Raw genomic sequence first — 6,699 nt, forward strand, 5'->3', positions numbered from 1 at the left:
GCTGTCGTTCTGTGATGAAGGTAGTTGGTACCGAATCGCCGAGGATAGAGTCCGAACCACTGACAGAGAGCTGTTCAGCAGTCTCGAAAGGCGAATTCGTTAATGCTCAGAATTATAGAAGGTAAAGCGCTAGAGGAAAGGATTGGTTTTGCGGGCTCTCTCAATAGAGAGTTTCAGCACTTCGCGCCGCTCATCGTTGCTGTAACGACCCCAGCGGGTGATTTCCTGACCGGTACGGTGACAACCCACGCAGACATCTTCTTCATTCAGCGCGCAGACGTGTATACAAGGGGATTTGACCGGTTTTTCTATATCACTCATACCGCAGCTTTCGGGGGACTCTGAAGGAGGCGCGATTGTAGCCCAAACGACCCTTGATTTCTAACCTTCGACAGAGCCGCCCTGCTGCCAGCTCCCGCTCAACTCTCTTGCGACCAATCCCTGATTGGCGCGGGATTATCCTTCTGAATCTCAAGCTCATACACGTCATTGAGAAGGTTCACCAATAACCGGGCGGTAAAGCCCCAGATTTCATAACCTTCAAAATCGTAGGCAGGAGACCACAGATGACCAATCTCTCGCTGAAAAACATCAGTACGCACACGACGGTCTTCCATAAAGAACTTCAACGGCACCTGAAAAATAGCGTCCAGCTCATCATAATTAGGAGTAAAGGTCAGCCCCTGGGGAATCACCCCCACAAACGGCGCCACGTTGATGCCTTTCCAGGTTTGAAACACCGGCAAACCACCCAGCACTTCAACCTTCTCCGGCGGCAAACCAATTTCTTCCTCGGTTTCCCGTAATGCAGTTTCCTGCAGGTTTTGATCCTGAGTCTCCCACTTCCCGCCAGGCAGAGACACCTCTCCGCTGTGGTTATTAAGATGGGCCGCGCGGCGAGTCAGGATCACTTCCGGTTCATCTGGATGATCCGTGATGGCAATCAGTACCGCCGCAGGATCTGGCAACTCACTTAAAGGGGGGAGTTCGTAAGAGGATGCCTCTAAATACAAACGCAGGCGCTCTATCATTATTTTCAACCAATCTTTATTTCAATCCCCTCAAACTAACCAACTTTACCGCTCAGGTCTAGGGAACCCTGGAAATACTCATCACCTCTCGCGGAATTAAAAAACAATTACCTGACGTCATGAGACGAAGCTCTTATTATAAGAAATTCGTCTAGTGAACGGCATATCGATTACCTATTGTCGCGTGATAGACTGTTTTTCAGTCAGATTGGCGCGCAAGGTTTTGTTTCGGCACAAAAACAAGAAAGTAAGTCAGTAACCAAGCAAGTAAGTTAAGCAAGAAGCAAGACATCGCGGTCAGGCACTAGGCTAATGAGCCAAGACACAGGGATCAAACAGAAGGAATCGACAAGATGGCAGAGCACTCACAATCCAGCACGCCTCACCTGTCCTTTGATGAGCTGGCAGAGCTCGCACAAAGCGATCCCCAAGCGTTTGAAGCCTATCGCAGTCAGCAAATCGACAATGTCATCAATGAAGCGCCGGAGTACCTCCGACACCGTCTCCGCGGATTGCAGTTTCAGGTAGATGCACAGCGCTCACTGCACGACAGCCCTCTGGGCAGCTGCATCAAAATCAGCCAGATGATGCACGATTCCTTTGCCCAATTGCAGACCGCCCTTAACTCCGCCTCAGACCTGACAAATGGCTCTGTCGACACACAATCCGCCACAGAGCAAACAAATCAGGCAGAACACGCTCCTCACAGCGCCAAGGTGCTGCATTTTCCCGCACACCCCTAAAAAAATTTCAGCCTCAGAGATTTCAGGCTCAGAGAAACGTTAGCGCCGCGAATATCGCACGATCTCACAGACTCCCCTATAATGGTTCGGTCTACAATGCACCGGGAGTTACAATGAAGTTTTGCAGCAGTTGCGGCGCCAATGTTTCTATCACCATTCCTGAAGGCGATGACCGCGAACGTCACGTCTGTATCGAATGCGAAACCATCCACTACCGCAATCCCAACATCATTGCCGGCAGCCTGCCCGTGTACGGAGACAAAGTTCTGCTGTGCAAACGAGCCATCGAACCGCGCTATGGTTTATGGACGCTGCCAGCCGGGTTTATGGAAAATGGTGAAAGTGTCGAGGAAGGCGCACTGCGGGAAACGTGGGAAGAAGCGCGGGCAACCATGGAGCTGGACAGCCTGTACACAATTTTCAGCCTGCCCCAAATCAATCAGGTGTACATGATATTTAAAGGGGAGCTGATTAATCAGGACTTTGGACCTGGCCCCGAGTCTCTCGAAGTGGAGCTGTTCAGCGAAGACGAAATCCCCTGGGAAGAACTGGCTTTCCCCGTCATGAAGAAAACCCTGCAGCACTACTTCAGTGACCGCAAAGAGGGTCACTTCCCCTTGCGCAGCGAAGCCCTATACCGCCCCAAGAAAGTGTAATCTTTAAGACCTAACCACGCGTCGTGGCCGGAACATAGCGACGCGTTAGGCCGAAAGATAGCCACGCGTTAGACTGAATCCTAGCAGTGCGTTAGGCCGAAAAATAACAGCGCGTTAAAAGTCCAATACCTGAATCACGTCGTAAGCGGGCTCCTCGAATGGATGAGCTCGCTTCAGTGCCGCCACCGCAGCGGCAATACTCTCATCAGAGCACACCATCTCGACCCGATATTCATCCACCACTTCGACCTGCCCATGCTGACCGATATGGGGCTGACTGCCAGGCAGAGGACGAAACTGCCCCTGCCCTAACACCTGCCAGCAGCAGCTGTCGTAATCGCCGATCTTTCCGGCCCCGGCTTCAAACAACGCTTCTTTGACCGAGTCTAATTGCGGCTGGGGTACGAAGAAACACAACTTGTACATCACCTACCCTCCTATTTCAGAACGCTCTTAGAAACCCATCGGCAACAGTTTTACTGTTCGGCTGACCGATAAGTTCGATTAGCCCAATACCCGTACGGACGTTACATGCTCAATCTCACGAATAGCCGAGATAACCGACTCAGAAGGCATCTGCTCGACATCAATGATGTTGTACGCAATGCTTTCGCGACTTTTGTTCATCATATCCAACACGTTAATGTTGTTGTCAGTAAAGATCGACAACACATTACCCAGCACACCCGAGACATTATCGTTAACAAAGGTGATGCGGTAACCATCGGCGCGTGGCAGATTGATCTGCGGGAAGTTCACCGAATTTTTAATATTGCCGCTTTCCAGGAAGTCTTTCACCTGATCCACCGCCATGATCGCGCAGTTCTCTTCAGCTTCCGCAGTACTGGCGCCAATGTGCGGCATGGCCAGAACATCTGCACGATTCAACAGGATAGGCTCCGGAAAATCGCACACGTACATGCCCAGCTGTTTGGCTTCCAGTGAGGTCACGACGGCATCGGCATCGACAATGGATTCACGGGCAAAATTCAACAGTACGGCGCCCTGCTTAACGGCTTGTAAGGCTTCACTGTTGATCATGTGACGGGTGGGAGCAATAGCAGGCACATGCAAGGTCACGTAATCAGAACAGCTCAACAGCGCTTGCAGGCTTTCCATCTTTTCGACCTGGCTGGGCAATTTCCACGCGGCTTCCACCGATAAGGCCGGATCAAAACCAACCACGTTCATACCCAAGGCCAGCGCCATATCAGCCACCATGGAACCAATGGCTCCCAGCCCGACAACACCCAGCGTGCGGCCGTAAAGTTCGTTACCGGCAAAGCGCTTTTTCTCTTTTTCCAGCAGTTTGCCCATGGCATCGGCGTCAGTCATGTCTGTCAGTGACTGCACATAATTCATACCGCCAGTAATGTTGCGAGAACTCAGCAATAACCCCGCCAGAACCAGCTCTTTCACTGCATTGGCATTAGCGCCCGGGGTATTGAATACCACCACACCGGCCTCGGTGCATTGCTCAACCGGAACGTTATTCACTCCGGCACCCGCACGGGCAATGGCTTTTACACTGTCAGGAATGGGTTCATCGTGAAGTTTGTGACTGCGCAGGACATAAGCATCGGGAGCTTCACAACCCTCAGAGACTTGATAAAAGTTGCGATCCAAACGATCCAGTCCTTTGTTTGAAATCGCGTTATAGGTTTTAACTTTGAACATCTTCCCTCCTCTCGTGCCAACGAGTCCCAGCGGGGCAAAAAAGCCGCGCTGGGGGATTGTCTCATTGCACATCATTATTGTTATCGCGCCATAGTGTTATGGCGCAGTTGAAGCGTGTGTTCTGTAATCTTGTCAATGTAAATCTCTTGAAGCTTACATTCTTAGAAACTTACATCCGTAGAAACTTACATCCTTTAAAACTTACATCTTTGAAAGATTACATCGTTAAACAATCAGGCAGTGACCTGCTCATAAGCCCATTTCAGCCAAGGCATCAAAGCTTCCACATCGGATTTTTCAACCGTTGCACCACCCCAGATCCGCAGGCCATCGGGCGCATCGCGGTAAGCACCAATGTCGTAAGCTACGCCTTCTTTATCCAGCAATTTGACCATTTGCTTCACTTGATCAGCGGTGGCGTCAACCGTCAGGCAAATACTGGTGTTCGAGAGCGTCTCCGGCTCTTTTGCCAGAAAGTGAATCCAGTCGTTGGCAGCCACAAAATCCGCAATCACTGCCAGATTCTGCTCGGAACGGGCAATGGCCTGTTTCACACCGCCAATGCTCTCAATCCAGTTCAGGGCGTCCAGATAATCGGCAACGGCCAACATGGAAGGCGTGTTAATGGTTTCACCGCGGAAGATTCCTTCGATCAACTTACCGCCTTTGGTCATGCGGAAGATCTTGGGCAGTGGCCAGGCCGGAGTGTAGTTTTCCAGACGCTCAACCGCGCGCGGGCTCAGGATTAACATGCCGTGAGCACCTTCACCACCGAGCACTTTCTGCCAGGAGAATGTCACCACATCGAGCTTTTCCCATGGCATTTCCATGGCAAAGACCGCAGAGGTGGCATCACAGATGGTCAAACCTTCGCGATCGTCGGCAATCCAGTCAGCATTGGGGACTTTCACACCTGAGGTGGTACCGTTCCAGGTGAAGACCACATCGTGGGCAGAGTCCACCTGAGAAAGATCTGGCAACACGCCGTAGTCCGCAGTCAGGGAATTTACGTTATCCAGCTTCAGCTGCTTGATGATGTCGGTGTTCCAGCCGGAACCAAACGACTCCCAGTGCACCACATCCACCGGACGGGCACCCAGCATCGACCAGAGAGCCATTTCCACAGCCCCGGTATCTGAAGCCGGCACCACACCTACACGGTAGCCTTCAGGCAACCCCAGCAACTCAGCAGTTTGAGAACAGGCCTGACCCAGCGCCTCTTTACCCAGACTAGAGCGGTGGGAACGACCCAGTGTGCGCAAATCCAGACCGGCCACATCGTAACCGGGGCGTTTGCTGCAGGGGCCAGAAGAAAAGTTAGGATTACTCGGTTTTACCTGAGGCTGCATAGCTTCTACTCTTGTCTCGTTCAATTAGGCTAGGATTCGGCACGGACCATAGAGAACACTTATGATTCGGGTGACGGATTATGCCAGCTTTCGTCGGCCCTGTGCAGTGGGGAAAGATCAGCCCGAGATGCTATCCTTAGCCCTTGAACTGAAGTCCACTACAAAGAAACCTGAACCACTAAACAATAAGAACTTGAATCACTCAAAAGGCCCCATATGAAACTCTACGAAACCCATACAGCCCCCAATCCCCGCCGCGTCCGCATGTTCCTGGCCGAGAAAGGCATCACCGACGTCGAGTATATTCAGGTGGACCTGGCGGCTGGCGACAACCTCAACAAGGATATGCGCGCCAAGAACCCCACCACCAAGATCCCGTTTCTGGAGCTGGACGATGGCACCTGCATTGGCGAAACCCTCGCTATCTGCCGTTATTTTGAAGAAATCCAGCCAGAACCACCCTTGATGGGTCGCACGCCACTGGAAAAAGCCCAGGTTGAAATGTGGCAGCGCCGGGTAGAGTTTTATTTCATGATGCAAATTGGCATGTGTTTTCAGCACACCTCCGGTTACTTCAAAGACCGCATGACACCCGTGCCTGAATGGGGCTCTGAAGCCGGTAAAAACGCCGTGGCTTATATGAAACAACTCAACGAGCATCTGGCCTCCTCCCAGTTTCTGGTCGGTGACTATTTCAGCGTGGCGGACATCAACCTGATTTGCGCGTTGGACTTTGCCCGAGTGGTGAAAATCAAGGCCGGAGAGGACCATCCGCATCTACTGAGGTGGTACCAGGAAGTCTCCAGTCGCCCCAGCGCCCAAGCCTGATTCCCCCCCACAATCGCGGCCTTTTGCGGGTCGCGATTGTATAAACTTCGACCAAATTGACTCGACGTAGCGGCACCAAATCCCTATAGTACGCACCTTTCAGTAACACCCTCTTTCTTACACCCCAGCTCGCAGGATTTTCTTTTGATTTCTACCGCAAATATCACCATGCAATTTGGCGCAAAGCCGCTGTTTGAAAACATTTCCGTCAAATTCGGCGACGGTAACCGATACGGTCTGATCGGCGCCAATGGGTGCGGCAAGTCCACCTTTATGAAAATCCTGGACGGCAGCCTGTCACCCAGTGCCGGCAGCGTCTCCATCACGCCGAACGAGCGCATTGGCAAATTGAGCCAGGATCAGTTCGCGTTCGAAGAATACAGCGTCATTGATACGGTGATCATGGGACACACAG

General features: G+C 51.9%; 9 protein-coding genes. 4 read left to right on the forward strand and 5 right to left on the reverse strand.

All coding sequences use genetic code 11. The annotated features are described in order from the left end of the window. Window positions 1-129: 129 nt before the first annotated feature. Both ACTG33_RS01395 and ACTG33_RS01400 read right to left on the reverse strand, forming a co-directional pair. Entirely contained in the window at window positions 130-321 is a 192-nt protein-coding gene (locus tag ACTG33_RS01395; protein WP_439133378.1) for a DUF1289 domain-containing protein, read from the reverse strand. A gap of 98 nt (window positions 322-419) precedes the next feature. Then, a complete protein-coding gene (locus tag ACTG33_RS01400; protein WP_439133379.1) occupies window positions 420-1,031 on the reverse strand; it encodes a CoA pyrophosphatase in 612 nt (203 codons plus the stop codon). A 353-nt stretch (window positions 1,032-1,384) separates the two neighbouring features. Between ACTG33_RS01400 and ACTG33_RS01405 the strand changes: the two genes are divergently transcribed. Then, the gene (locus ACTG33_RS01405; RefSeq protein WP_439133380.1) at window positions 1,385-1,774 is read left to right on the forward strand and encodes a DUF3135 domain-containing protein; all 390 of its coding nucleotides are present in this window, start codon (window positions 1,385-1,387) and stop codon (window positions 1,772-1,774) included. A gap of 113 nt (window positions 1,775-1,887) precedes the next feature. Next, on the forward strand, window positions 1,888-2,430 hold the full coding sequence (locus tag ACTG33_RS01410) for an NUDIX hydrolase (protein ID WP_439133381.1): 543 nt from the start codon (window positions 1,888-1,890) through the stop codon (window positions 2,428-2,430). A 114-nt stretch (window positions 2,431-2,544) separates the two neighbouring features. Here the strand turns inward: ACTG33_RS01410 and ACTG33_RS01415 are convergent, their stop codons facing one another. From ACTG33_RS01415 to ACTG33_RS01425, 3 genes are all read right to left on the reverse strand, one after another. Continuing rightward, window positions 2,545-2,856, reverse strand: a complete 312-nt coding sequence (locus ACTG33_RS01415) for an NGG1p interacting factor NIF3 (RefSeq protein WP_439133387.1) — start codon at window positions 2,854-2,856, stop codon at window positions 2,545-2,547. Window positions 2,857-2,934: 78 nt separating this feature from the next. Next, window positions 2,935-4,107: a phosphoglycerate dehydrogenase gene (locus ACTG33_RS01420; protein WP_439133382.1), complete on the reverse strand. Its 1,173-nt coding sequence runs from the start codon at window positions 4,105-4,107 to the stop codon at window positions 2,935-2,937. A 233-nt stretch (window positions 4,108-4,340) separates the two neighbouring features. Beyond that, on the reverse strand, window positions 4,341-5,456 hold the full coding sequence (locus tag ACTG33_RS01425; RefSeq protein ID WP_439133383.1) for a phosphoserine transaminase: 1,116 nt from the start codon (window positions 5,454-5,456) through the stop codon (window positions 4,341-4,343). 216 nt (window positions 5,457-5,672) lie between these two features. On the opposite strand from ACTG33_RS01425, the gene ACTG33_RS01430 reads away from it, so the two are divergent. Together ACTG33_RS01430 and ACTG33_RS01435 are read left to right on the forward strand one after the other, a co-directional pair. Continuing rightward, window positions 5,673-6,284 carry a glutathione S-transferase family protein gene (locus tag ACTG33_RS01430; protein ID WP_439133384.1) on the forward strand — a complete coding sequence of 204 codons (612 nt, stop codon included), beginning with the start codon at window positions 5,673-5,675 and terminating at the stop codon, window positions 6,282-6,284. Between the two features lie 144 nt (window positions 6,285-6,428). Further along, on the forward strand, window positions 6,429-6,699 hold a 271-nt coding region (locus tag ACTG33_RS01435), incomplete at its 3' end, for an ATP-binding cassette domain-containing protein (RefSeq protein WP_439133385.1).

Source organism: Pseudomaricurvus sp. (genome assembly GCF_965662505.1).
In the GTDB taxonomy this organism is placed as follows: domain Bacteria; phylum Pseudomonadota; class Gammaproteobacteria; order Pseudomonadales; family Cellvibrionaceae; genus Pseudomaricurvus.